Raw genomic sequence first — 22829 nt, 5'->3', positions numbered from 1 at the left:
ATATGCCCAAGCGGATCGGTATTACCGGAAACATCGGGGCGGGTAAGACCACCGTCTGTCGGGAATTCGAGCGACTTGGCGTGCCTGTCTACTACGCCGACGATCGGGCTAAGCGCCTTATGGTGGAAGATGCCATGCTGCGCGAGGCGATCAGCGGCCGCTTCGGACAACAGGCGTACTCAGCGGGCGAGCTCGATCGGGCCTACCTCAGCAGCCAGGTCTTTGGCGATGCACTGGCACTAGCTGACCTGAATAGCCTGGTCCATCCGGTCGTGGCCCGCGATGGAAACTCCTGGCACCAGCGACAGACACATCCCTACACCCTCCACGAGGCGGCCATTTTGTTCGAAATCGACGCTGCCGCCAGTTACGATGAGGTCGTGGTGGTAAGTTGTCCGGTAGGGGAAAGGCGCCGGCGGGTGATGGGCCGCGACCAAATCAGTGCAGCGCAGTTCGCGCAACGCGCTGCTAAACAGTGGTCGGACGAGCGCAAGGAAGCGGCGGCGGACTATCTCATCACGAACGATGGGCGTACCCTGCTACTACCCCAAATTCTGGTCCTCGACCGGCAGTTCCGCACTTAATGCGTTACGTTATCGTTTCCTCAGGACCAATACCGGATCCTATGCGCTTTCTGAGCCTTCTGTTCGTTGTTTATTTGTTTACCGCCTGTGCCTCCGAGTACGCAAGCGACGATGCCCTGATAGATAGTACCTATGCGATTGCCGGTCAGCCCCAAGCCGTGAGCCAGGCGCTGATGGCCGAGCCGGATACCGTGCCCCTACCGGATGCCGGCTACAACGACACGGTGGCAGGTAGTGGGGAAAACGCACCTACTCCCTACGGACTAAAAATTGACGAGGACGGAGCCAACTACGCCGAGAGTAAGGGGGCTACCGCTTCCACCGACCGTGCACCCGCGGCCGCGGCCCAACAACTGCTGAGCGGACGCTGGGTCAATACCGACGACGGGCAGGAGCAGGTGGAACTCACGCCCACCCACTACAAAACCTACTACGAAGGGGAACTGCTGGTGGAGGAAAACCTGGAGTTTCACGGCGTATGCCCCGATGCCTGTAGCGGGGGGGTGAGTACAGGCAAGCCCTGCTTTACAATCTCCGGACCGGCGCAGACGGATTGCTACGGCATCGTGCGCCTGGATGAGGACCTGCTGGAGCTGCAACTGCTGGGGGTGAGTAACGAAACAATCGTATATCGGAGAGCGGACTAAGGAAATGGGGAGAATGGATAGCGAAACCCAACGTCCAGCGTATATAACTCCATGAAGTATACCCTTACCCTGCTCCTTGCGGTGGTTGTCCTGCATCTCGGGGCGCAACTGAACACGGAGCTTGTCGGGAATCTGGACTACGAGGTTGATGTCAACGACGTGTGGGGCTACGTGGCACCCGACGGCACTGAGTATGCGCTGCTGGGACTCTACGACGGTGTGGCGGTGATATCCCTGGCGGACCCGGCCAGTCCCGTAGAGGTAGCCCGGGTGAGAGGGCAAGATAGCAACTGGCGGGACATGAAGACGTACGGAGAGTTCGGATACGTAGTGGCCGATGAGGGAGATGCCGGACTCACCGTGATCGATCTGCGGAGTCTGCCGGACAGTATCTCCTATTCGACGCAGCAGTATACGGTGCCGGATTTCGAGCGGGCCTTTGTGCGGGCGCACAATCTGTACGTGGACAACGAGCGGGGGCTCATCTTCACTGCGGGAGGAGATCGGAACCTGAACGACGGGGGTATTCTAATCTTTGATGCGGCGGCCGATCCGCTCGCGCCCCCACTTGTAGCCGTGGGGCCCGAGACCTACGCGCACGACGTGTACGTGCAGGACGGGGTGATGTACGCCTCCGAAATCTACCGGGGAGAGCTGGCCCTCTACGACGTGACTGAGCTGACAAATATTACCAAGCTGGGAGTGACCCCTACCCCATTTGCCTTTACGCACAATGCCTGGGCTACGGCGGATGGGCGGACGGTCTTCACTACGGACGAGCGGGCCAATGCCTCGGTGGCTGCCTTTGATCTATCGGACTACGGAGACATCCGGTTGCTGGATGAATACCGTCCGCTGAGTAGTTTAGATACGCGCACCATTCCCCACAACGTGCACGTGATCGATGACTTCTTGTCGATCAGCTACTACACCGACGGGCTGCGGGTAGTGGATGCCAGCGATCCGGCAAACCTGATCGAGGTGGCTAACTACGATACCTGGCCGGGAGCGGACGGGGGGTTCAACGGAGACTGGGGGGCCTACCCTTTCCTTCCTAGTGGCCTCACCCTGGTGTCCGATCGGGCTACCGGACTCTACGTGATCGACGTAGATTATAAACGGGCGGCGCGGTTAGCCGGAACGATCAGCAATGCAGTAACCGGAGCACCGATCAACGGGGCGGAAGTGGTGATTCTGGATGCTTACCTGAATAGGGGAACTACGAATGCGGCCGGGCGGTACGCTACCGGGGTGGTCGTGAGTGAAACGGATACCTACCGCGTGCGGGTGAGCGCTCCCGGCTACTTCGCCGATACGGTGAGTGTCCGGCTGACCAGCGGGCAAGAGGCGGTGCAGTCGGTCGCGCTCGAACCACAAATTGTGGCGACCACCACGCTCTCCCTGCGTGATCGCATTACGGACGAGCCCATCGGAGAAGGGCAGGTGTTACTGGTACGGGATAGTCTACAGTATCGTGCGGTGGGTGATACGCTGGCGCAGGTGACGCTCACCGATGTACCAAGTCAGGGTTACCGGCTCACGGCAACTGCCTGGGGCTACCGAGAACTCCGTATTCCAGAGGTGGAGGTCACCGCGCTAGCCGATACGGTGCTCTACCTGGAGCGCGGCTACGCGGATAGCTTCATTAGTGACCTGGGCTGGTCGGTCACGGGGGATACTACGGCTGGGGCGTGGCAGCGTGGTCCTGCCGGGGATGTACAAGACCTAGCCTACCTGACCGGGCGGGTGGATTCGTTGACGGGCGATACCATCGGTGTGGTGAGCGGGCGCACTGTACTGGTGTCACCGTACATTGACCTGAGGGCTTACCGGGATAGTGCTATTCTATCCTACGCGTACTACGTGGTGAACGAAATTCTTGATCCCGGTGACTCGCTGCGGGTGGAGCTGGCGGGGCCGGCCGGTGCGGTGCTGCTTGCGGCGTACGGTAGCACTGGGGGCGAGTGGTTGAAAGATAGTATTGACTTGATTGGAATGGCGGGTTTATCCGATTCTCTACAGCTGCGGATTTCGGTGGGAAAGCAGGGAGCGGACGGCAGGATCGAGGCGGGCTTTGACGACTTTTTCATTCGGGACGGGGACCTGACTGCGCCGGTTGGGCAGGTAGCTTCCGACCGGGTCGCGCTGCGGGTGTATCCTAATCCTAGTGCGACCTACTTTACGTTGGAACTACCGGCTGGTCTAACTACCGGACCCAAGCTAGAGGTGTACGATGTGCGGGGAGTGCTGGTGGAGCAGGTTGCGGTGCCGTTGGGAGGCCGGCGGATCAACTTTGGGGCGGCGCTGCCACGTGGGGGGTATGTGGTGCGTTCGGGGGGAATGGTAGTTAGGGTAGTGAAGTGGTGAGGGTACTTGAACATTACCGCTCAGTGATTGAGCGTCATAAAATTTTTTGTTTTTGTTTTAGTTTTTATAAAACAAATACTTACATTTATGGCACACTACACTACCATGGCAGCCACTACTCCACGTTTCACCGCAGCTTATCTACTTAATCGCCTGACCGGAAGTGATGGCGGTACGGCGCAAGTTTTGCGTAACGCCGCGGATCGGCAGCAGTACCTGACCCAGCTCAGCAGTAAGGGGGTGGCCGTAAAGTAATCTCGGTCAGCTACCTTCGGGGGTGTGAAGCGTAGATCTTGTGCCGCCCTGCTGGTTTGCTATCTGCTTATTGTAGCTACCCACCTGTATTATCCGAAGTGGCAGCAGCCCGCAGGGGAGGCTACGATTAGCTACGATGTGTCAGGGTACTATATGTACCTGCCGGCGGTGTTCATCTACCACGACCTGCGTGAGCTGAAGTTTCTGCCGGATGTCATCGCGCAGTACCGGCCGACCGACGATCCGTATCAGGCGTTCACGACGCCAGATGGGGACCGGGTAATGAAATATAGTCTGGGGCAGTCGCTGTTGTACGCTCCCTTTTTCGGTTTAGCCCATGCGTATGCAACCGCGAGTAAGACTTACCCCGCGGACGGCTTTTCCCTACCCTACCAACTGGGAGTATCGCTCAGTGCGCTATGCTTCAGCTTTCTGGGACTTTACCTCCTGTGCCGCGTGCTGCGTAGGTACTACACCGACGGGGTGGTGGCCGTGACCCTGCTGCTGATCACCTTTGCAACGAACTACCTCAACTATAGCGCGATCGACGGAGCGTTGACGCACAACTACCTGTTCACGCTCTACGCGCTACTAATTTTGCTCAGCGACCGGCTGTACCGTCGGCCTCGGCCTCGGTGGACTAAATTTGCTGGTATCGGATTGCTCGTAGGTCTGATGGCCCTGGTGCGTCCTACCGAGGTACTTGCCGTACTGATTCCGGTCTTTTGGGGAGTGGGGATCGATCGGGAGGCTCTGCAGCAGAGACTCGTCTTCTTCGGGCAAAATGGTGCGAAGATTGGGCTGGCGGCTGTGCTATGCCTGGCGGTGGGCTTGCTGCAGCTAGTGTACTGGCACTATGCTTCCGGAGACTGGATGGTGTACAGCTACCAGGATCAGGGGTTTGACTGGCTGCGTCCGCACATTCGCGAAGGGATGTTTAGCTACAAGGCGGGCTGGTTGACCTACACGCCGGTGATGTGGTTTGCGCTGCTCGGGTTTTTACCGCTTTACCTGCGGCGGCAGGGTACTTTTCTAGCTCCCGTGCTACATACGGCACTTTTCATTTACGTGGCCTTCGCTTGGAGCATCTGGTGGTACGGGGGAAGTTTGGGACAGCGGACGATGGTGCAGGCCTATCCGGTACTTGCCTTTGCGCTGGCCGCAACGGTAGCCTGGGTGGCTGAGCGACGGGCAGTTTTGCGGAGCTTATTTGCGGCTGTATGCCTCGTTTTTGTAGCCCATAATCTTTGGTTTACTCACCAGGCTCACCGGGGCGGGCTATTCGTGACGGAGTGGATGACCGGCGCGTACTACTGGCGTACTCTATTTACCTTCGAACGGGACAACGATAATTTTTTGCTCCTCGATAATCCCGAGTACTACCGCGGACAGCCCACTAGCGTAGATACTCTATACATTAATAATTTCGAGGGTGGGGACGGCCGCCTCTGTCCGCAGCTGGCTTCCTTTTCCGGGACTGCGGGCTACTGCGTATCCGACTCGGTCCAGAACACCCCGGAGTTCAAAATTGAAGTTCCTCTGGCGCGTCGGCAGTGGGTAGAGGTATCGGCGGACTTTCTCAGTAGCGGACCCCGTTGGAATATTCACAACAGCGCGCAATTGGTGCTGCGGTTTCACCGGGACGGCGCGGTAGTTAAGGAAAATATCGTCCGACTGCACCGGGTGCTTAATGATGAACCCCAACGAAGGGTCAAACTTCAGGCACGTGCCCCCTGGGATGGAGCCGACGCCGTCGGGGTACTGGAATGGAACGGTGGGGCGGCCCAGCCCCCCTTAATCATGGATAATCTGGTGATCGTTACTCTCGATTAGATAAGGTGCGGTCAAGATAGAAATCGCGTAGTAGCTCGGCCGCGGGCTTCCCCCCGGGTGTATAGCCACGATCTTCCGTGTCCCAGCGGTCGGCGTAGCCCAGGTAGCTGGGCCATTTCCAAACGAACATGCCGGTGAGGCGACTGGAGGCGCTAGCGGCGGTAAGCAGGGCCCGGTAGCTGCGTTCCTGATCGCGCACGCTGGCGGGTCGGTCTGCGGCCTCGGCGTGGGGGTTGATCCAGGCGCCCGCTACCGAACGGTACCCTACCTCGGTGAGCCAGAGGGGGCGATCGGTAGCGGTACTGATACTATCGGCTAGGTGCATCCACCTTGCGGCAGCTGCGGTAAGTTGTACGTCGGTCGCGGAAGCGGTACCGGCCAGGGGGTAGTAGCTGTTAAGTCCAATTACGTCGAGATCGCGCCAAAAGGAGATGTTTTCAAACTCCTGTCCCCAGTTTGCGGCGTAGGTCAACTGACCGCTGTACACCTTCCTTAGTCGGGCGATCAGCTCGCGCCAGCGGTCGGGATGCTTTAGGGTAGCCTGGACGAGCTCGGTGCCGATGCAGAGGGCGGCCACCCCCTCGCGCTCGGCCATGCGGGCGTAGTGGGTGATCCAGCGTTCGTAGGTGGTAAAAAAATGATCCCACTCGGCTGCGGTGGCGAAGTCGACCTGCCCCGGCCAGGCTCCTCCGACCCATATTTGGGGTTTGAGGAGTACGGCTAAATCGCGTGCCTGCGCCTGCCGGATGGAGTAGATAACGGCCCCGTCGTTTTCGGAGCCTGCATCCGTAGGTATGGGCAGTGTGCCAACGCGATCGGCAGCGGGCATATAGGTGTAAGGGACGATAGACACGGCGTTGATGTTCAGCGTCATGAGGCTATCGAGTGAGGGGGCGACCTCGCTGCCACCGTAGCCATTGTAGACGCGGTAACCCTCGTGGGCGAAGGTCATTCCGGCGTAGAAGCTCGGGAGCGAGTTCGTCACCTTGGTGGTGGACAGGAGCTGATCGGCTACTAAGTGTAGTTGACCCGCCCCGAACTGCACGGCGGCCATGTCGCCGCGCCGCAGTCCAATTCGTTCGACCGAGGGGTAAAGGAAGACTTCACGCAGATGGGGTACGGAGTCGCGATAGGCTTCCAACCGTGGGAGCAGACTGTCAATCACATCCGGCGAAGCGCCATCTAGGGCGTAAAAGTTTAGGGTATCCACCTGCCTTACCGGCTTACCTGGCGGCGGTAGCACAATCTCGCGTTGCCGATCGTAGGACCATCCCGTACTTTCGTAGTCACCTAGTCGCAGCGTCCCATCACTGGCGGTAATCTCGTAGGCCCACTGCCCGCTGAAGATGCTCCACCAGTTTTCGGTCGCGGCCCTGCGTAAGTCCCGCACAAGCTCCGAGGGGTCCTCACCGATCCGCAGGCTGACACTCACGGGCATGGTATCCGAGGCGTTGAGTGGACTCAGTAAATTATGAATGACTAAGTGTTCTCCTACCGTGTAGCCCAAGTCGTCGAGTGTAGGTCCGAGGGCCCGCCCCAACCCCTCCGGCAGCTTGGTCCCAACAACAAGGGCCGGCAAGGTCGGATCATAATCTGCGCACTCCCTCAGCACCAGGTTTTTGTCCCGTGGCCGCTGGCGTACCGTTTCCCGGGCCCAGCCAAGTAGTGCCGAATCGGCAGAACAGACGATCAGCTGCCACGTACTGGCCCGCAGATTAGCTCGCTGCACCGTCCTACGGTCGGGGGGTGCCTTGCTTTCGGTGGGTGGGATCGCCTGCCGGTTACACTGCATCGCACCCGCGACCCCGCACAGTGCCAGTATGAGGTATAGTAGCAACCGCGTCACTGCTCCCGTAGCGCTTCGGCGATTCGGTCGGGGTAATCGGTGATGATGCCGTCAACGCCCTGCTCACGTAGCTCGCTCATCCGTGCCACCTCGTTGACCGTCCAGGGGACAATGCGCATACCCAGCGCCCTGGCCTCGGCGATCACCGCCGGGGTAAGGGGCTGCTCCCAGGGGCTGTAGATCGCCGGTACGAAGCCGAGCGCCTCCATTTTAGCAGCTACTCCACCGGGCGCCTCATCGAGGTAGGCCAGCTGTAGACCGGGATCGCGGTCGTGAATAACGGCCAGGGTGAGCGGATCAAAACACTGGAGGGTAACCAAATTGGGGTGGCCCCAGGCCAGAACATCCTCCACCACGAGATTGACGAACGTAGCGCGGTCGGGCACCAGCTCCGGCTCCCAGTCGGGCTGGTATTTGAGCTCGATGTTGTAGCGGGGGGAGGGGCGGCCCTGCTGTACGCAGTACTGATCCACTGCGGCAAATACTGCGGCCAGGGTAGGCTTAGTGGCCGGTCGGCGGGCCTGCTCCGGGAAGCGGGGGTGAGGGCGCAGTCCACAGTCGTAGGCAGCAATCTCCGTAACGGTCAGCTTGCGTAGACTGATCTGTCCGGTGATAGAGTCTCCCTGCGGCGTCTGGCAAATCGTGGGCTCCATGTACGGATCGTGACTCACGACGACCCGGTCATCGGCCGAGATGACTACGTCTAGCTCCAGAGTGACCACCTGCGGGTAGCTCAGGGCACGCAGGAAGGCCGGGATGGTGTTTTCCGGGAGCAGGCCACGGGCACCGCGGTGGCCCTGCCAGTCGAAGGGAGGACTACTCGCGGTCACCGCCACGGCGTGACGGTTGGAGCTACAGCAGAGCAGAAGCAGGAGGGCAGTATATTTGAGTCCATGAAGCACTTCGTCGTTCTTGTTTTTCTACTGGCTGGTAGCAGTTTCGTTTCGGCCCAAGCCACCGACAGCCTGGCAACCGACGGTATAGATGCCAAGATAGCCCGTCTGCTCGAGCTCAGCGGGGCCGAGGCCCAGTTTCTTGGTGCGGTCGACAATATGATGGCCATACAGCGGCAGCAGATGGATAGCAGCGCGGTACCCGAGGAGTTTTGGGATGAGTTCAGTCGCGAAATTCACAGCGAGGGCTGGCAGCTCATCCTGCCCGATTTAACCGCCGTGTACCGCAACAATATGACGGAGGAGGAGATTGACTACCAAATCGCCTACTTTGACAGCCCCCTGGGTCAGCAGATCGTAGCTAAGCAGGGCACCATCATGCAGCGAAGCATGGCCGCCGGCCAGCAGTGGGGTGTCACGATGGCCACCCGGGTCGGCGAGCGACTGCAGGAGGCGATGGAAAAAGAATAACGCCTATGCTCGGCCACTGGCTTTTCTGGGTAGCGGCCCTGTTCGTCATCATATTTGCGCGCTACGTGGCCTTCAGCGGGGGCTATCATTACCTGCTGCGCAATCGGTGGCGGGATCGGTTTCGGCACCGGATTTTTCACTACGAGGTAGGAGCGGGTGCGCAGGTGCAACGGGAGGTGGGCCGATCCGCCGTGGTGTCCCTTATCTTTGCCGCCTTCGGAATTTCCGTCCTGGTGCTCTGGCAACAGGAGTGGACCAAGCTCTATCTGGAGCTCGACACGGCACGGGACTGGGTCTGGCTCTTCCTCGGCCCGGTAGTGTTCCTGCTCGCCCAGGAAACCTACTATTACTGGATGCATCGCTGGATGCACCGCCCCGGCGTGTACGAGCGGGTGCACCGCTGGCACCACGAGAGTATCGAGACTACGGCCTGGACGGCGTTCAGCTTCCACCCTACGGAGGCAGTGCTACAGGCCGTGTTTCTGCCCCTTAGCGTGCTGGTTATTCCCCTGCACGCATTTGCATTTTTGACGCTACTGGCCGTGATGACGCTATCGGCCACCATCAATCATGCCGGCATCGAAATCTTTCCCGCCAGTTGGACGCGGCTACCCCTGCTGCGCGGACTCATCGGCGCTACCCACCACGACGCCCACCACAAGCAGGCCCGCCACAACTTTGGGTTATACTTCACCTTTTGGGACCACTGGATGGGTACGGAGAGTCCAAAGTTTCGCGAACAGTTCGAGCGGTATACACGGAAGATGGAGGCTAAGGATAAGGCGGAGGCTTAGGTGTAGGTTTAAGTATAGGTGCAAACCCAGGCCCGGTAACTGAAGATTTGTTCTCTTCGCAGTTCCACCTCGCGTTCAACGATCCATCCACGTCGAGTTAAAGCTTCAGTGTAGTGGGGCGCGAGGTGTTGTTGGGGGTGGAGCGCGTCTCCGGGTAGGCCGCGGAAGAGGGGCAGTAGCCAAGCATGGCGGTGCACGTCGCTGGAAATAACGAGCTGGGTACCCGGCCGGGCCAGGCGCGTCAGGGTGTCGAGACTTTTTTCCCAGTCCGCTACGTGATTGATGGCGTTGAAGCAGTAGATCACGTCAAAGGGAGTGGTGAGTTCGGTTTTTTCAAGGGCTTCCGGTACAAACTGCACGCCCGGATATTCGTTGGCGGCAAACACGGACAGTCGCTCGTAACGTGGGAGCAGCGGATCCAGTGCGGTCACCCGCTGCCGCTCGTGTAGTAAGGTGAACACCCCCGCCGGTCCGCAGCCTGCGTCGAGTACGTGGGCACCTGCGATAATCGTGACATCCAATTGATCGAGCAATCGCCACCAGTAGGCTTTTTTGCTGCTCAGGTAGTGCGTCGGCGTCTGCCCCCGGAGGTACCACTGCCACCAGCGTAGTTCGAGGAACTGGGCGGTGCGCCAGCGGAGGGTAAGCAGCCACTTCATCGGGCGTAAGGTATTGACTTTGCGGTGCGGGGTAGGATGCAACATCGATTCACCACCGAGCCTTTACTATAGGGCGGTTGCCCCACATAAACGTATCTAGTGATGAATGACAAAATCAGTAAATCAGGCGGCGTCCACCTCGCTTTCGACCCCGTGTTCAATCAGGAAGGCGAGCCGGAGAGCTACCAACTCTACCTACTCAACGGCTCGGACCATAAAATCCTCTTCGAGGTGAAGGTGCGTACGGGCGATACCGGCCGCTTTAATAAATTCGGCCCCCTACCCGCCGGTGAGAAATTACAACTGACAAAGGTGGCTTACCACTGGCTGAATGAACGCCTTACCATTGACCTCGACGTACGCGCTGCCGTCGAGGGCGGTACCGGACCCCGGCACTACCAGCAACTTAAGATCAAGCCCAAGCAGTTTTTTAGCAGCTACCGCGAGGTGCCGCAGCTGAGTCGGGGTGCCCACCTATACACGGTGTTTCCCCGCGTCGATTCCAGCTCGGTTGCAGAACGCAGTACGGGGCCCAGTCTCCGGGAATTGACGCGGGCGCAGGTAAAAAAGCAGACCGCTACGACCGTTGCACCTGCGGCCCCGGCCGCTGATTTGCAGGCGCGCGTAGATTTTCAGGGCACCCTCGATCTGCACCTTGCGGCGCTGGTCGACGATCCCGCCCGAATTCCGAAGGCGGAGGTACTCGCCACCCAACTCCGGGCGTTTGATCACTACATCGATCAGGCCCTGCGGCTGGACGTGAAGCAGGTCTACATCATTCACGGCGTAGGCGATGGGGTGCTCAAGGCGGCTATCCACAAGCGGCTGGAGACGGTGCCCTTTGTGCGCAAATTCCACAACAGCTACCACCCGCGCTACGGCTACGGGGCCACCGAGGTACTCTTTGAATCGTAACTTACCCCGCCCTAACCGATACCGTATGAAAGCCCTCCCCTACCTGGTCCTGCTGCTCGCCCTCGGCTCCTGTAACAAGGCCAAAATCACCGAGTTGGAAACCAAACTCAGCAGCGCCGAGAGTGAAAATCAGCTCATTCGTAGCCAGCTCGAAAACGTGCAGCGTACCAATGGCGACCTACTGGCCCGCATGGAAGACCTCAGTGTGATCTCTAAGGAGGGTGCCACCAGCATCCGCGAGAGCATCAAGGGCTTCAGCAGCCAGACCGAACGGGTCAACGAGCTGAACCGGAGCATTCAGCGTAAGGATAGTCTGAACCTGGCGCTGGTACAGAATCTGAAGCGAAGCCTCGACGATATCAACGATGAGGATGTGCAGGTCAACGTGCGCGGCGGCAAGGTCTTTGTGAGTATCAGCGACCGGCTGCTCTTCGCCAGTGGATCGAGCCGGCTCAGTCCCGAGGCGTCCAACGTGCTCGATAAGGTGAGCCGGGTGCTCAACGACCACCAGCACATCGACGTCATCGTGGAGGGCCACACCGATAACGTACCCGTCAACACCGGCTCGGTCAAGGATAACTGGGAGCTGAGCACCATGCGGGCCGCCTCCGTGGTCCGTCAACTGGTGAGTGAATTTGGTGTGGATCCCTTTCGCCTCACCGCTGCCGGCCGGGCCGACAATGACCCCCGCGGCGACAACAACACCCCCGAGGGCCGGGCCATGAACCGGCGGACGGAGATCGTCATCACCCCCGCCCTCGATGAGTTCTTTAACCTTGCGCAGGATCCAGCGCAGGCGGGCTAGGCAACACCAGGGGCGGGGCCGCGGGTGCCACTACGATGCGGGGCACGGCGAGCCGGGCGGTGATAAGCCGGCGGCAGGCGCTGTAGCCGTCCTTCACCGGCAGGATAAGCTCGGTCTCGACGGGCAGCGACTGCATGTGGCGGTCGTCGATCTCGCGTAATGGCCAACTGCGCTCGCTTTCCAGGGTGACGGTGAGTACCGTACGGCGGGCATCGTAGCTCGCTTTGACCACCCGGGCTGCGAGCACTTCCCCCCGATTGCCGTGTAGCCGCAAGCTACCGGCGGTGAAGTTGCCACTCGCATCGAGGGGGTTCTCGCGGTCCTCGACATTAACCGTGAGGTGCCACTGAAAAGCGTATTCCCCGCTATTGCGCCGGCGCAGTTCGAAGCGGGTACCGGCCAGCTCCACCAGGGGGTGGGCGGAAGTATTCATGCGCTGCTGGACGGGGATGCGGAGCTCCGGCATGCCGTCCCTGGCGGGTAGAAGAAGGTCATAGGCGACAGTAACCGGTTCCTGCTGCTGACTATCTTGAAAGAGCGATGGCTCGGTCTGGCCCTGTACGGTGAAGTTGAGCCCCGCCTCGGTGGCTAGTACGGATAACTCGGGACGCTCCCGGTAGGCGCCGCCGCGTACATCGGCGATGGTCCAGCCGGCATTGGCCAGGGCATCGGGCAGGCCGACGAGCTCGACGGAGTGGCGGTGGGTAGCGGCCTCGCGCAGGGGGACGGCGGTGGCGCTTACGGCGGGTAAACTGGCAAAATACGCTGCGAGCTGCTCCGGGCCCGGCAGAGCGGCGAACATGGCCTCGCGTGTATAGGGACCGGTGAAGTCGGTGTAGACGATGGTTTCCCAGTCGCTGGCCGAAAAGCTGTTTTGGTTCTCGCGGCGGTGCGTGAGGCTGCTGTTGATGCTGGCGCTGAGGGGCAGGTTAACGTTGACCCCTACGGACTGCTCGGCGGCGATCACCTCCTCGGCATCGGTGAGGTGCTTGATCAGTACGCCCTCGAACTGGCGAAGGTAGTAGGCCCCGGCACGAAACTCGGGGTGCTCCAGGTAAAACTGCCAGAGGCGGGCCATGAGGGCGGTGGTGCGCTCGTCCCCGGCACTGAGCTGCTCGGCTAGGGGGCTCTGAAAGGAACCGGCCATCGCCAGGACGCTACTGCTGCGTTTGGCATCGGTGTCAAGGGCCGCGGCAAAGGCGGCGTAGGGGGGCTTGAGACCGGCATCGAGGGCGGACTTAAGGTAGCCGCCGCAGTTTTTGGTGAGCACGAAGCTATCGAAGCCATCGCGGGGCTCGGGTAGTGTACCGGTCTCACCGTCAGCTACGTAGAGCAGACTGCTAGGACTATAGCGGATAGCATCCAGCGGGGCGCTGATCTCGCGCTCGGTAAACACGTAGTTCATCAGGCTGCCGCCGTGGATATCGGCCTTTTCCACCCGGGTGCGCAGGCTACGCTGACCGAGAAACTTTTCGATGGTGGGCGGAGTGTAATCGCGCTTTCCGTCGGCCTTCGTAAAGCCGCAAAAGTCGTAGTGCCGGGCGAATACATCCTGGAGCGCGCCGCCGAGAAACAAGCGGCTATAGGCACGCTCCGGGGGCCAGGTGGGTTCGTCCCTGGTGCGACGGCGCTGGGCGTCAAGTAGGCTCGGCAGCGCGATCAGCAGCAAAAGGAACAGGACGAGTAGGGGGCGGCGGATAGACATGACTCAGGCGTTGGACGCTTTAAAGCGTCCAACGCCTAATACCCACCACCTATTGCCGGTGCTTGAGGCGGACGGCGTTACCAATCACCACCACATCGGAAAAGGCCATAAAGAGGGCCGCCCACATGGGGTTGAGGTAACCTAGGGCTGCCAGGGGAATGGCCACGATGTTGTAACTGAAGGCCCAGAATAGACTCTCACGGATGGTCCGTACGGTCAGTGCGGCGATGTGACGGGCCTGCACCAGCAGCGAGATATCGTCACGCATCAGCACGACCTGGGCTGCGTCGAGGGCAACGGCGCTAGCGCCCCCCAGGCTGATGCCGAGGTCGGCCCGGCTGAGGGCGGCAGCGTCGTTGATTCCGTCACCGACCATGGCGGTGGGCTGCGATTGGCTCAGTGCGGTGATGCGTGCGAGCTTTTGGTCGGGGCGCTGGCCGGCGTGCACCGTTTCGATACCGACGGTGCGGGCGAGGCGGTCGGCCTTTTGCTGGCGATCGCCCGTGAGCATGACGGCCTCGACGCCTTCCTTGCGCAGGGAGTCAATTACCGCTGCGGCGCCCTCCCGCACCTCATCTACCAGGGTGAACGAAGCCATTAGCTCGCCGTCACGGGTAAGCACCACATCGGCCTGCTCGTCGACGCCACCGGAAGCACCCAGGAAGAAGGCGCCAGCCGTGATGCCGCTACCCGCCGTCTCGTGTACCGTGTACGCACCGGCAAAGGCTCGGTAGGCTTTACGCTGTGGGTCAGCCAGTTCCTGCTTCCGCAAAAAGTCGCGGATGGAGCTCGCGATGGGGTGGGAACTGTAGCCTTCGAGCTCGAAGATCAGTCTGCTAACCAGCGTAGGATCCTGTCCCTTGGCTACCCGGTAGTCGCCCACTCTAAGGGCCCCGGTGGTCAGGGTGCCGGTCTTGTCGAAGACCATGGTTTTGATACCGGCCAGCTTTTCTACCGTGCTCCCCCCCCGGATGAGCACGCCCGCCCTGGCAAGTCGCCCTACCCCGACCATAACGGCGGTGGGGGTGGCTAGGCCCATGGCGCAGGGACAGGAAATGAGTAGCACCGCGATGGCATTCATCAGCGCCTGGGTAGGGGTGGCGTAGCCGGTCAACCAGCCGATGAGGAAGGTCAGTACGCTGATGCCGATCACTACCGGTACGAAAATCGCACTGATCCGATCGGCCAGTCGCTGTAACTCTGGCTTATCCGCCTGGGCGGTCTTGACCAGATCGATGATCCGCGCCAGGGTGCCGTCGCGGTAAGCACGCGTCACCTCCAGGGTGGCCTGGCCGTAGACCACCAGACTTCCGCCGAGCAGCGTATCGCCAATTGTTTTCTCTACCGGTAGGCTTTCTCCGGTGAGCATCGATTCGTTCACCGCTACCCCACCCTGGCGGAGGATGCCGTCGAGCGGAATTTTGTCGCCCGTGTTGGCCCGCACCTGCGTCCCCGGCCGCACCTGCTCGACGGGGAGTTGTACTAGGGTGCCGCTGGGCATGACGGCGGTGACGCGCTCGGGACGTAGCGCGGTGAGGGCACCAATGGCCGTGGTGGTACGCTGCACGGCCCGGGCCTCCAACCAGTTGCCGACCAGCACCAGGGTGATAATGGTAGCGGCGGTTTCGAAGAAGTAAAAGCGGGGCTCCCGGAGCGCTAGGCCGATCATACTGTAGACAAAAGCGGCCGTTGCGCCCAGGAAGATCAGCACGTCCATATTGAGCAGGCGCTCGCGTAATCCGGCGAGGGTGGAGCGGCCGAAGTGAAGTCCGCCGATGAGATAGACGGGCAGGGCCAGGGCAAACTGGGTCCAGCCGTTTTCCAGCCAGGATACGTTAAGACCGGCGACCATGAGGAAGTGGCCGAGCAGGAGGGGCAGGGTAAGGGCAGCACAAATGAGCAACCGTTGCTGTGCGGTGAGCCCCCAAGAAGGGACGGATTCGGAAGCCGCATCGTCCACTACCCGAAATCCGAGCTTGTGAATACCCGCCCGGATGGTAGCGGCGTCGGCGGCAGCGTCATCGCGGCGGTAACGTACCTCGCGGGTTTGGAAATTGACCAAGACGTCCTCCAGTCCCTGGCGCTCGAGGTAGCGATGGATCGACTGCGCGCAGTTGTTGCAGTCCATCCCGTCAACCCGGAGTTCTACAATGTCGGTATGGCTACTCACGAACTAAAGCGATTGATTTGCTTTCTACTGGGAACGCCCCACGGGCGTAAACAGTTACCACAACTTACAGCACATGAAGACGCTATCTCCCCTCCTTTTACTCCTCGCCCTATTCGTATATGCCTGCGGTGGCGACACCAAGGAAATGGACATGGACCAGGGCGGTGTCGAGGAAGAACACGGCCGCGACCTGATCGGCGACGGCAACCCCGGCAGTGAGAACATTACCCTCACGGACTTTCCCGAGTCGACCGACTTCCCCAACGCCAGCATCGATGACTGGACGTACCGGGGAGCTACCTTCAACTACGAGGTCAGTGAGTACGAGTTTGCCAAGCAAACCCCGGATGCCGATGACATCATGTGCGCCAACTCCGCCCAGGGGCAGCACATTCACCTCATCATCGACAACGAGCCCTACATCGCCAAGTACGAGCCCACCTTCGAGCAGGATATGTCCGACGGCCAGCACTATATCCTCACCTTCCTGAGCCGTAGCTACCACGAATCCATCAAAACACCCGCCGCCCACCGCGCCGTCATGGCCAACGTGATGAACGGAGGGTTCGACCAGCCCACCGAGATCACCGATCCGATGCTGTTCTACAGCCGCCCGAAGGGTAACTACGTCGGTAAGAAAGAGACTGAGAACGTCATGCTCGATTTCTACCCCGTCAACGTAGAGCTCGGAGATGAGTACCAGGTCCAGGCCACCATCAACGGCAAGGAGTTCATGATCGACGAGTGGAAGCCTTACTTTATCGAGGGACTGCCCATGGGGGAGAATACCGTGACGCTCACCCTGATGCGCGGCGACAGCATCGTGGATGCTCCGTTAAATCCCGTGCGCCGCACCTTCACCCTGGAGGCTCTTCCCGCTGAGGAGGCCACCGGAAAGTAGGCCGCTTACTCAAAGCGAGTGATCTCCCCACTTTTGATCCGGCTCATGTAGCTGGTCAGGGCCCGTCGTACGTTCGGCATCAGGATATACAGTCCGGCAACGTTGGGAAAACACATGGCAAAGATCATGGCATCCCCGAAGTCAAATACTGCACTGGCCGAGATCGCCGAGCCGATGACGACGAAGATGCAGAAGATCACCTTGTAGATGGCCTCGTTGGTTTTAGACTCGCCTAAGAGGTAGGTCCAGCACTTCAGGCCGTAGTACGACCAGCTGATCATCGTGGACAGGGCGAAGAGAATAACCGCTACCCCCAGCACTAGGGGGAACCAGCTGATGACGCTCTCGAAAGCCGCGGAGGTGAGGGTGATATCCCCTACGGCGTCGTTGACTTTGTTCTCAAAGGCCAGCTCGGCACCGTAGCCGCCGTAGTTCGTAATGATGATGACCAGGGCGGTCATGGTGCAAATCACCACCGTATCGATGAAGGGCTCCAGCAGGGCCACGACCCCCTCGCTGATGGGCTCGTCGGTTTTGGCCGCTGAGTGGGCGATCGAGGCCGACCCCACGCCCGCCTCGTTACTGAAGGCCGCCCGGCGGAAGCCCTGGATCAGTACGCCGATGATGCCACCGTAGAGGGCATCCGCATTGAAGGCTCCCCCGAGGATGGTGGCAAAAGCCGCCGGGATGTCGGTAATGTGGTAGGCCAGTACGACCAACGCACCTAGTACGTAAATACCGACCATGAAGGGTACCACCTTGTCGGTGACCTTGGCGATACTCTTAATACCACCCAGGATGATCAAGCCTACGGTGATGGACATAGCCAGGCCGAAGATCCAGCCCCGCCCGTAGAAGAAGCTCTCCGTGCCACCCGTGACCTCGGTAAGCTGCTGCGTAGCCTGGTTGATCTGCACCATATTGCCGCCCCCGAAGCTGCCGCCGATACAGGCGATGGCAAACATCACGGCCAGCACCTTGCCGAGCGTAGCCCAGCCGGGGCCCTTTTCCTTCAGTCCTTTGTCGAGGTAGTACATCGGTCCGCCGGATACCGAACCGTCGGCGTGGACGTCGCGGTACATCACGCCCAGGCTACATTCTACGAACTTCGAAGTCATGCCCAGCAGGCCGGCCACGATCATCCAGAACGTAGCTCCCGGGCCGCCGAGTGCTACGGCGTACGCTACCCCGGCAATGTTGCCCACGCCCACGGTGCCCGATAGCGCCGCGGTAAGCGCCTGGAAGTGACTCACCTCCCCCTGGTCGTCGGGATCGTCGTACTTGCCCCGCACCACGTCCAGGGCGTGTTTGAAGCCCGTGATGTTGATGAAGCCCATGTATACGGTGAAGACCGTAGCGCCGACGATGAGCCAGGGCAGTACGAAGGGAATCTCGATCCCCCCCACCGGTACGGTGAAGAACACGATGGACTCCACCACCGCCGTGACGGGTTCGAAGATGGCCTGGAGCCGCTCGTCGATGGTTGCCCCGCTGGTACCAACTTCTTCGATGAGCTCCTCTTCTGGTTGCGCCAGGAGAAGCAACGGACCGATAAGCAAGAGGAGGGTAGAGAGCAGGCGCTTGTACATACGGGGAGTGTAGTGTGGGAAAAGCGCAAGGTAGCAACTTATGTAAAAGGCACAAACCGCCCCCGGGGGCTTTTGCGTAGAAGCCAGTACCTTACGCACCCGCTATGCCCACCGCCCCTACTGCCACCGATTCCGAGCTCCTGAGCGCCCTGCGGCGGGGGGAGGCGGCGGCCCTCGATGCGCTCTTTCGCCGCCACTACGTCGACCTTTGCCGGGTGGCCCTACGCATCGTGAGCGACGAGGCGGCCGCCGAAGATATCGTGCAGGTGATGTTCACCAAGCTCTGGACGCGTCGCGCCAAGCTGCCTCCTGAAATCCCTGCCGTCGGCCCCTACCTGCGCCGTAGCGTGCGCAACCGCAGCCTGAATTACCTGCGCGACAAAAAGCGGATGCCGGTCGACGAGGGCGAGCTGCCCGAGGTCTCGGCCGACGAGCGCAGCCAGCCCGGGGCGGCCCTGGAGACCGAGGAGCTCAGCCACCGCCTGCACCGCGCCATCGACCGGCTGCCGGAGCGCTGCCGACTAGTATTCGTGATGAGCAAGGTCGAGGATATGAGCCACCGTGAAATCGCCGAGGGGCTCGACATCAGCGTCAAGACCGTAGAAAACCAGATGACCCGTGCCTATAAGTTTCTCCGGGAATGGCTAGCTTTCGTCCTCCTTTTAATCGCGCAGAATGCCTAATTTGCTACCGCCCCGTCAGCCAACGGACCAAAGCCGGCCAAAAGCGACTCACCCCTTGGGGGGCAGCAGCTACCTTTGGGGTCCTACCCATGAAGCGACCACTCACACCGCGTTATGAGCCTGAATAATGATGACATCGACCGCTTGGTCACTACTTACCGGGAGGATTTCACCCCCGACGTCGAGCAGGGGCTCCGCCGGCTCCATGCGGAGATGACGGTGGTGCGTCCGCTGCCCACCCGTTCCAGGCCCACTTCCCGCCGTCGGTGGTTCAGTATTGCCGCCGCCGTAGCCGTGATTGTTGCCTGCCTGGCCGTGTTTTTTCTCCAGGGCGATGGTCGCACCCACCTGAGCAATCCCGACCGGGCCCAGGCAACCTTTACCCTACCCGACGGCAGCAGCATCACCCTTCAGCAGGGCGCGTCGGCCAGCTACGACCCCACCACTTATGATGTAAGTGCGCGAGACCTGGAGTTGAGCGGTCAGGCGTACTTCGAGGTGCACCCCGATGCTACCCGCCCCTTTTTGGTCCGGCACGGTGGGGGAGAACTTCGCGTCACGGGTACGGCCTTTAACCTGCGTACCGACGGTGCACTCATGGAGGTAGAAGTCTCTCAGGGAGCCGTCGTGCTGGAGCAGGATGGCAAGTCCATGCAAGTAGCCGCTAACGAATGCGGCCTGATCGCTCCCGGTCAGCCCATGGTACACAAGCCCGCTCCTAATCTAAACCACCACGCCTGGCGTACCGGCGAGCTCAAATTCGATCATACGCCGATTGATGAGGCCCTCACCTATTTCTACGACAACTGGGCCATCCGCTGTACCTGGGCCAACGATCAGGCCTGCCACTATACGGTAAGCGGCAATTACCGGGGCGGGGACGCAGGTGCCGTACTGGCCGATATAGCAAAGCTGGGTGGGGCCACCCTGCGCGCCCTCGACGATACCGGCAAGCATTACGAGCTCAGCGGTCCCTGTACGGAGTAAACCCCTACCCCCATGATCCGGCCCCGCTTACTCTTGCTTTTGCTGGCGGTCGTCCCCCTTTTCCTTACCGCGCAGTCCGATAGTGAGCGGTACGGCCTTCCCCGCCGGGTCATGCCCCTGGAAAAAGCCCTCATCAAACTCAACGAGGCGGGCGCAAATTTGAGCTACCGCCCGGATCAGCTCCCTGACCTAGCTATTCGCGTACCTGGCGGCAGGCGTACCCTCGACCGCTGGCTCAACTTTCTGCTCCGCGATACGGAACTGAGCTACCAACGGGGAGCGGCTGGCTACCTCGTCTTACTCGATCCTAACCTACACAGTCGATCCTTTAATCTCTACGGTTCAGTTACCGACGCGCGCAGTGGCGAGCGGCTGATCGGTGCAACCGTCCAACTGGCCGGTGAGGCAGTCGGTACCCACACCAACGAATACGGCTTCTATACCCTACCGACCCCCGGCGGTCGGCATCGGTTGCGGGTGACCTACGTAGGTTATTCACCCGTGGAATTGGAATTCGTGCTGCGCAGTGACAGTCTACTCGAGCTGGGGCTCGAACAAAACCGCGAGCTGCCCCAAATTATCGTAACGGCGAACGGGACGGTCTCCGAAACCGGATCCTACCTGGAGACCGGTACCCGCATCGGGCGGGCGGAGGTAGCCCAGCTCGGTGGCCCGGGTGGTGAGGACGACCCGCTTCAACTCGCTCGTCTGCTGCCCGGTGTGACATCGGGATCGGACGGGGTAGGCGGCGTGTTCATCCGCGGCAGCGAAGCCGGGCACAACCTGATCCTACTCGATGGGGTACCGGTCTACAGTCTAAGTCATGCGGGTGGGCTACTGAGCATATTTAGTAACCAGGCAATTCGCCGTATCGATTTGTATAAGGATGCCCTACCCGCCCGCTTCGGGGGCCGCATCGGCGGCGTACTGGACGTACATACCCGCGACGGCAACCTTTACCAAAACGAGTTTACGATCGGCACCACACTGCTGTCCACGCAGGTAGCCGCGGAGGGGCCGATCCAGGAGGGCGAAAGTTCCTTCCTGCTGACGGGGCGCTACTTCTGGGCCGGCAACCTACTGCGCCGCTTTAGCGAGGAGTATAAATTCAGAAGGGGAAAAAGCGGCTTTACGGACTACACGGTATACGACCTGAATCTAAAGGTCAACCAGCGCGCCGGCAAGCGGGGACGCGTGTACCTCAGCGTCTACTCCGGCCTCGATGACTACGCCAACCTTAGTGTACAACGCGATACCCTGGAACCGGTGGTTTCCGGCGAGACGGTGTTCAAACACTCCAAAGTCTACAGCCGCCGCGAGCTAGTCCAGTGGGGTACCACCGTCGCTGCCCTGCGCTATAACCACGTCTTTAATGACCGCACCTTCGGCAATTTCCGGTTGAGCTATTCCAATCTTGCCACAGAGTCGGCCTTCGAGCGCTACGATAGCCTCACCGAGGTGAAAAATCGTGACGTAGCAGGCTCGATTTACAGTGGCCACTATAATTCGGGGATTCGCCAACTGGGACTAGCCTTCGACGGGCAGTACACGATGGGTAGCAACAGCCTACTGCGCTTTGGCGTCGAAGCGGCGACCCACCGCTTCGACCCACGACTGGCCAGTGGAAAAGTGAGCCTGGAAACCTTTGCTACCGCCCAGGAAAGCCTGGCCGATACCGTGCACCGCCCCCTGCAGGTAGTAGCCTACGGCTCGCAGGAGGGTCGGCTGAATAACGTACACTATCGCTTCGGCCTACGGACCAGCGTCTGGCGGAACGACGGCAAGAGCTTCCTTTCGCTTTCCCCCCGCCTGTTACTGGCCGGACCGGTGAGCGAGCGGACCGACTGGCAGCTGAGTTATGACCGTACCGTGCAGCAGGTCCACCTACTGAACAGCTTCATCATCGGACTGCCCAGCGATCTTTGGGTGCCCTCCACCCGGAGCATTGCACCGGCGACCGCGCAGCAGTTTAGTGGAAAACTGAAGCACCGACCGGATGCGGCCTGGAGTTTGGAGGGCACGCTATACTACCGGCGGATGCGCAATTTGGTGTCATATGCCGAGGGGGGACAAACCAGCATGAGCTGGTTAAACAACCTCAGTCAGGGCAGGGGGCGGGCCTACGGGTTGGAAATGCTACTGCAACGGAACCGGGGCAAACTGCGGGGCTGGTTGAGTTATACCCTAGCGCGGAGTGAGCGCAGGTTCGGCCGCGAGATCAACCAGGGCAATCTTTTTCCCTTCCGTTACGACCGCCGGCACGCCCTTAACGTTCTTTTAATTTATCAGCTCGGAGAGCGCACGACGCTGACCGGTAGCTGGCGCTTCGAGACCGGCCTGGCCTATAGCCTGAGCACCGAACTGGTCGACAACTTCACCGATCCGAACGGTCCTGATCTGCCCGTAACGAATGAGCGTAACGGCTACCGCCTCAAGCCCAATCACCGCCTGGACATCAACCTACACACCATCCTGGGCAGCAAAAGCGGTCGCTTTACCCACTCGCTGGACGTGGGGCTTTACAATGCCTACGACCGGCACAACCCGGTGTATTACGATACGCGCAGGGAATGGACGGTGCGGGACAATCGGCTTCCGGAGGAGACGCAGAGCTACCTGCAAATCTACATCGCCCCCCTACTACCCACGCTGAGTTACCAGCTCACCATTTCGGGGAGCGGACGGTAGGTCTTTGGAAGATAGCGTACAAAGGCGTATTTTTACT

General features: G+C 60.3%; 19 protein-coding genes. 13 read left to right on the top strand and 6 right to left on the bottom strand.

Annotated elements, in window-relative coordinates; genetic code table 11:
- Window positions 1-2 precede the first annotated feature (2 nt).
- From coaE to ACOOHD_RS03865, 5 genes are all read left to right on the top strand, one after another.
- Window positions 3-584 carry a dephospho-CoA kinase gene (gene coaE, locus ACOOHD_RS03885; protein WP_420460255.1) on the top strand — a complete coding sequence of 194 codons (582 nt, stop codon included), beginning with the start codon at window positions 3-5 and terminating at the stop codon, window positions 582-584.
- 41 nt (window positions 585-625) lie between these two features.
- Window positions 626-1231, top strand: coding sequence for a hypothetical protein (locus tag ACOOHD_RS03880; RefSeq protein WP_420460254.1), 606 nt, complete (start codon window positions 626-628; stop codon window positions 1229-1231).
- A 51-nt stretch (window positions 1232-1282) separates the two neighbouring features.
- Window positions 1283-3598 (top strand): choice-of-anchor B family protein, encoded by a 2316-nt coding sequence (locus ACOOHD_RS03875; RefSeq protein WP_420460253.1) that lies wholly within the window; start codon window positions 1283-1285, stop codon window positions 3596-3598.
- A gap of 87 nt (window positions 3599-3685) precedes the next feature.
- On the top strand, window positions 3686-3853 hold the full coding sequence (locus ACOOHD_RS03870; protein WP_420460252.1) for a hypothetical protein: 168 nt from the start codon (window positions 3686-3688) through the stop codon (window positions 3851-3853).
- 24 nt (window positions 3854-3877) lie between these two features.
- Window positions 3878-5686, top strand: coding sequence for a hypothetical protein (locus tag ACOOHD_RS03865; RefSeq protein WP_420460251.1), 1809 nt, complete (start codon window positions 3878-3880; stop codon window positions 5684-5686).
- Here ACOOHD_RS03865 and ACOOHD_RS03860 read toward each other — a convergent pair.
- Together ACOOHD_RS03860 and ACOOHD_RS03855 are read right to left on the bottom strand one after the other, a co-directional pair.
- Window positions 5673-7415, bottom strand: a complete 1743-nt coding sequence (locus tag ACOOHD_RS03860; RefSeq protein ID WP_420460250.1) for a glycoside hydrolase family 113 — start codon at window positions 7413-7415, stop codon at window positions 5673-5675. The genes ACOOHD_RS03865 and ACOOHD_RS03860 overlap by 14 nt on opposite strands.
- A 113-nt stretch (window positions 7416-7528) precedes the next feature.
- Window positions 7529-8434, bottom strand: a complete 906-nt coding sequence (locus ACOOHD_RS03855) for a glycerophosphodiester phosphodiesterase family protein (RefSeq protein ID WP_420460249.1) — start codon at window positions 8432-8434, stop codon at window positions 7529-7531.
- Here ACOOHD_RS03855 and ACOOHD_RS03850 point away from each other — a divergent pair.
- Together ACOOHD_RS03850 and ACOOHD_RS03845 are read left to right on the top strand one after the other, a co-directional pair.
- A complete protein-coding gene (locus tag ACOOHD_RS03850) occupies window positions 8426-8896 on the top strand; it encodes a DUF2059 domain-containing protein (protein ID WP_420460248.1) in 471 nt (156 codons plus the stop codon). The two genes, ACOOHD_RS03855 and ACOOHD_RS03850, sit on opposite strands and share 9 nt — an antisense overlap.
- A 5-nt stretch (window positions 8897-8901) precedes the next feature.
- Window positions 8902-9690: a sterol desaturase family protein gene (locus tag ACOOHD_RS03845; RefSeq protein WP_420460247.1), complete on the top strand. Its 789-nt coding sequence runs from the start codon at window positions 8902-8904 to the stop codon at window positions 9688-9690.
- 8 nt (window positions 9691-9698) lie between these two features.
- Here ACOOHD_RS03845 and ACOOHD_RS03840 read toward each other — a convergent pair whose 3' ends face one another.
- Window positions 9699-10349, bottom strand: a complete 651-nt coding sequence (locus ACOOHD_RS03840) for a class I SAM-dependent methyltransferase (RefSeq protein WP_420460246.1) — start codon at window positions 10347-10349, stop codon at window positions 9699-9701.
- A gap of 102 nt (window positions 10350-10451) precedes the next feature.
- Between ACOOHD_RS03840 and ACOOHD_RS03835 the strand changes: the two genes are divergently transcribed.
- The gene (locus ACOOHD_RS03835) at window positions 10452-11264 is read left to right on the top strand and encodes a Smr/MutS family protein (protein ID WP_420460245.1); all 813 of its coding nucleotides are present in this window, start codon (window positions 10452-10454) and stop codon (window positions 11262-11264) included.
- 25 nt (window positions 11265-11289) lie between these two features.
- Window positions 11290-12069 (top strand): OmpA/MotB family protein, encoded by a 780-nt coding sequence (locus tag ACOOHD_RS03830; RefSeq protein WP_420460244.1) that lies wholly within the window; start codon window positions 11290-11292, stop codon window positions 12067-12069.
- Here ACOOHD_RS03830 and ACOOHD_RS03825 read toward each other — a convergent pair.
- Together ACOOHD_RS03825 and ACOOHD_RS03820 are read right to left on the bottom strand one after the other, a co-directional pair.
- Window positions 12035-13774 carry a hypothetical protein gene (locus tag ACOOHD_RS03825; RefSeq protein WP_420460243.1) on the bottom strand — a complete coding sequence of 580 codons (1740 nt, stop codon included), beginning with the start codon at window positions 13772-13774 and terminating at the stop codon, window positions 12035-12037. The two genes, ACOOHD_RS03830 and ACOOHD_RS03825, sit on opposite strands and share 35 nt — an antisense overlap.
- Window positions 13775-13823: 49 nt before the next feature.
- Entirely contained in the window at window positions 13824-15944 is a 2121-nt protein-coding gene (locus tag ACOOHD_RS03820) for a heavy metal translocating P-type ATPase (protein ID WP_420460242.1), read from the bottom strand.
- Window positions 15945-16017: 73 nt separating this feature from the next.
- Here ACOOHD_RS03820 and ACOOHD_RS03815 point away from each other — a divergent pair, with 73 nt between their 5' ends.
- Window positions 16018-16845, top strand: a complete 828-nt coding sequence (locus ACOOHD_RS03815; RefSeq protein WP_420460241.1) for a phosphopeptide-binding protein — start codon at window positions 16018-16020, stop codon at window positions 16843-16845.
- A gap of 5 nt (window positions 16846-16850) precedes the next feature.
- Here ACOOHD_RS03815 and ACOOHD_RS03810 read toward each other — a convergent pair whose 3' ends face one another.
- Window positions 16851-18434, bottom strand: coding sequence for an alanine/glycine:cation symporter family protein (locus tag ACOOHD_RS03810; protein ID WP_420460240.1), 1584 nt, complete (start codon window positions 18432-18434; stop codon window positions 16851-16853).
- A 104-nt stretch (window positions 18435-18538) separates the two neighbouring features.
- On the opposite strand from ACOOHD_RS03810, the gene ACOOHD_RS03805 reads away from it, so the two are divergent.
- From ACOOHD_RS03805 to ACOOHD_RS03795, 3 genes are all read left to right on the top strand, one after another.
- On the top strand, window positions 18539-19117 hold the full coding sequence (locus ACOOHD_RS03805) for an RNA polymerase sigma-70 factor (protein WP_420460239.1): 579 nt from the start codon (window positions 18539-18541) through the stop codon (window positions 19115-19117).
- A 114-nt stretch (window positions 19118-19231) separates the two neighbouring features.
- On the top strand, window positions 19232-20104 hold the full coding sequence (locus ACOOHD_RS03800; protein WP_420460238.1) for a FecR family protein: 873 nt from the start codon (window positions 19232-19234) through the stop codon (window positions 20102-20104).
- 12 nt (window positions 20105-20116) lie between these two features.
- Complete coding sequence (locus tag ACOOHD_RS03795; protein WP_420460237.1) at window positions 20117-22792, top strand: TonB-dependent receptor; 2676 nt, start codon at window positions 20117-20119, stop codon at window positions 22790-22792.
- Window positions 22793-22829 lie beyond the last annotated feature (37 nt).

The organism is Neolewinella sp. (assembly GCF_965214665.1).
Classification (GTDB): domain Bacteria; phylum Bacteroidota; class Bacteroidia; order Chitinophagales; family Saprospiraceae; genus Neolewinella.
The sequence above is the reverse complement of the archived record's forward strand: the minus strand, read 5'-3'. Positions and strand labels throughout refer to the sequence as shown.